Annotated in this window: 5 protein-coding genes and 1 pseudogene; 3 read left to right on the top strand and 3 right to left on the bottom strand. The window is 52.9% G+C overall.

From position 1 onward, the window contains the following. Positions 1-131: 131 nt before the first annotated feature. Positions 132-353, top strand: coding sequence for a hypothetical protein (locus HPY71_15670; GenBank protein NPV54925.1), 222 nt, complete (start codon positions 132-134; stop codon positions 351-353). Between the two features lie 402 nt (positions 354-755). Next, positions 756-1,953 (top strand): annotated as a pseudogene (locus HPY71_15665) (IS3 family transposase). Here the strand turns inward: HPY71_15665 and HPY71_15660 are convergent. The 3 genes from HPY71_15660 to HPY71_15650 are packed head-to-tail and all read right to left on the bottom strand — an operon-like array spanning position 1,934 to position 2,828. Beyond that, positions 1,934-2,185, bottom strand: coding sequence for a hypothetical protein (locus HPY71_15660; protein ID NPV54924.1), 252 nt, complete (start codon positions 2,183-2,185; stop codon positions 1,934-1,936). The pseudogene HPY71_15665 and the gene HPY71_15660 overlap by 20 nt on opposite strands. Positions 2,186-2,201: 16 nt before the next feature. Continuing rightward, positions 2,202-2,447, bottom strand: coding sequence for a winged helix-turn-helix domain-containing protein (locus HPY71_15655; GenBank protein ID NPV54923.1), 246 nt, complete (start codon positions 2,445-2,447; stop codon positions 2,202-2,204). A gap of 21 nt (positions 2,448-2,468) precedes the next feature. Next, positions 2,469-2,828 carry a helix-turn-helix domain-containing protein gene (locus HPY71_15650; GenBank protein NPV54922.1) on the bottom strand — a complete coding sequence of 120 codons (360 nt, stop codon included), beginning with the start codon at positions 2,826-2,828 and terminating at the stop codon, positions 2,469-2,471. A gap of 82 nt (positions 2,829-2,910) precedes the next feature. On the opposite strand from HPY71_15650, the gene HPY71_15645 reads away from it, so the two are divergent. Further along, positions 2,911-3,141: hypothetical protein (locus tag HPY71_15645; GenBank protein NPV54921.1), on the top strand; the 231-nt coding region annotated here is incomplete at its 3' end.

Below are 3,141 nucleotides of genomic sequence, written 5' to 3'. Positions count from 1 at the left end.
ATGGCCTCAAGAATAGCCATTATATCAGGTTTGAAATCGGGGAACACTTCTACGGTCGACAGAAGCCAGACCTCAGAGACTGGCTTTCTGGCAGCACATGTGGTAGTGATCCGTTTGGAGGCTTCACCTTTGTGACTCCCGAGACACTGGATGGCATTCTTTCTTCAACAGAGAAGACCTATTGGAAAAAGTATGGGCTACATAGACTTCTCCGGGATGCGAAAAAGATCAGCAAGAGACGTAAAGATGCCATTAGAAAAGCAATTAAGGGAGGTGCTTTCCTAGACTTTAATGCTGAGTTCAACTCATGGGCTCAAGGTTGGCATTCGGGCTTTAACGCATCTCTTTTCTGATCGGGCAAGCTGAGGCTAGCGACTCAGATGCCGCTAACACCTCCTCAGATGCCGCTAACACCTCAGCGCCTGATGTTGTATGCTGGAAAATGGAAACCGTGACGAATGGAATCTCATTCGGTTGATGTCGGCCCCAGAATCCATCTATCAGCGTCGCTCACTACCGTCCCAGCCCAAAGTGGTTTGCATACCCAATACATCATAGGCCCCATACAGTCTGCCTAACCACGCCCGGGCCTCCTGGCGCGCCCTGCGCCTGGCCCGGGCAGTGACGTCTTTCATACTTTTACGGAATTCCCTGCAATCTTCCTCTCGCCAGTGTTGTTCTACGGTCTTTTGGGCCTACCCCGTTTTCGTGGACACCTGGAAGCTTGTAAAGTGAACTGGAGAAGGGATGTCCATATGCCACAGACGAAGCCACCATATCCACCACAGTTCAGAGAAGAGGCAGTACGCCTGGTACGCGAGGATGGGGAAACCCATGGCGCAGATCGTGAGCGACCTAGGGGTGTCAGTAGAATCACTCCGCAGATGGACAAGACAGGCTCAGATTGATGCTGGAGAGCGTGAAGGACTAACAACTGCCGAACGGGAGAGCTCAGCCGTCTCAGGCGGGAGAACCGGATTCTACGCGAGGAGCGTGAAATCCTAAAAAAGCCGCTGCCTTCTTTGCCAAGGAGACCGGCCGGAACCGGTAGCTGCGTTCCGGTTCGTCGGGCGTGAGAAGGCCTGTCACAATGTGACCATACTATGCCGGGTACTGGATGTCTCCATCAGCGGCTACTATGCGTGGCGTGCTAGGGGCCCGTCGGGTCGCGCACGGCAAGGCGCTGAGCTTCTAGAACACATCATACGGATTCACAAGGATAGCCGGGGTACTTACGGAGCCCCGAGGATCCATGCGGAGCTTAGCATGGGGATGGGGATCCCCTGCTCGAGAAAACGGGTGGCACGCCTGATGCATAAGGCAGGCCTCGTAGGCGTCCATCGTCGCAGGCCCCGGGGTATGACACACCGCAATCCGGCTCAGGAACCCTCGATGGACCTTGTGAAGAGGCAGTTTACACCTGAGGCTCCCAACCGTCTGTGGGTGGCTGATATGACAGAACAGACTACAGGCGAAGGCAAGCTATATCTAGCAGTCGTAATAGATGCATTTTCGCGGATGATCATAGGTTGGTCAATGGGAGACCGCCCGGTTGCGGATCTGGCGGTCGATGCGGTGAATATGGACGTATGGAACCGTAGACCCGACCCTGGGGTAATCCACCACTCCGATCACGGGGCACAGTATACTGCCATAGCATTCGGTCGCACTCTCAAAGAGGCAGGTATCCTCGGCTCAATGGGTACGGTCGGTGATGCCTTAGATAACGCGGTGGCTGAGAGCTTCTTTGCCACGCTCGAAACAGAACTACTTGACCGATATACCTGGTCTAGTCGCCAGGAGTTAACCTCGGCCATATTCGAATACATCGAGGGCTTCCATAACCGCAGGCGTCGTCACTCGACCCTCGGATACTTAAGTCCCCTCGACTACGAGAGGAGATGGGCCATCACACAGCGAACTCGTAATGAGTCTAAACAGTCCGTTGCATAGCCCTGGAGTGTCTACGAAACCGGGTCAACTTCAAGTTATCCCAGATAATGTAGACCTCCTTGCCTGGGTAATGGGCTATAAGCTTGTCAAGGAAGCTACCCACATGACAGGCCTTGATACCCTCGCGGGAGGGCCGGGAGCTATAGTAGAACTTATAGTCACCAAGTATCTCCGTAACCCCTATGATATTCAACCCCTTATGCCTCCCGTTGGACTCTATCTCACATGGCATACCTTTTGGCCCCCAGCTATAGAAGTTGGCCCTCAAGCCGTATACCCGTCTCATCAAGAGCGACAAGGCAGGCATTATCTCTCCCAGCAAGGTCTTCCATCAGATCTGATATTTTTTTGAAGGCAACCTGTACCTCATTACTCGCCTTGGTAGGCTTTCTGGCGCCCCGTTTGTAGGTGTGACCGAGCTTATGGAGAATCTTGCGTATCCATTCTCCAGAATAACTCACCCCGTAGGTATCCCGGATATAGCGCCCAAGGATCTTGCAGGTCCATCTGTTCTGCTAGTAGCCATGGTCTTTGGGGCTCCGGTGCCTTACAGCATCGTCGATATCCTTGAGCATCTCATCAGCAAGGCGCCCAACACTACCGCCCCGGTGGTCACGTGCCCCTTCGAGGCCATGTTCGTTCCATAGATGGACGTATCTACAGACGGTGGCATGGCTGCAACCGAGAGTTTTTGTGATAACCTCAGATGGAACTTCATTGGCGGTCATCACAACCGCCGAGAGGATCCGACGAGTATATGGACTTTGGGACTTTTCTATGATCTTGGCGAGTTCCTTGACGGTAAACCCATGCATACTCTTCACCTTAATATGAGGCATCGGCACGATATATCTCTCCTCTCCACTGGCGTTCATTCTACCAGTTGGAGAGGCGGAAAACTACAGGGAAGTCTTTACGTTCGTGTAAAATTTAATGGGGCAGGAAACCGGGGTCTTGATGGAGAAATATAGAGACCTCGAACTTCCCTCGACGGAGGTTGAGGTCTCTATGCCAGCAAGCACCGGTTCAACAACCAGCCTTGAGGCAATTTTAAGTATATTGGATGGCGCCCGCGATTTCAAGACCCTTGAGCAGAAGTGCTTTGATTTGGGGATGGCGCTTGCAGCCCAGATATTTGAGAATGTGATTATGTGCCTTGATGAGGAGCTAGCCAGGACGAGGCCTCGC

The organism is Bacillota bacterium (assembly GCA_013178125.1).
Classification (GTDB): domain Bacteria; phylum Bacillota; class SHA-98; order Ch115; family JABLXJ01; genus JABLXL01.
This window is presented reverse-complemented; position numbering and strand designations above follow the sequence as displayed.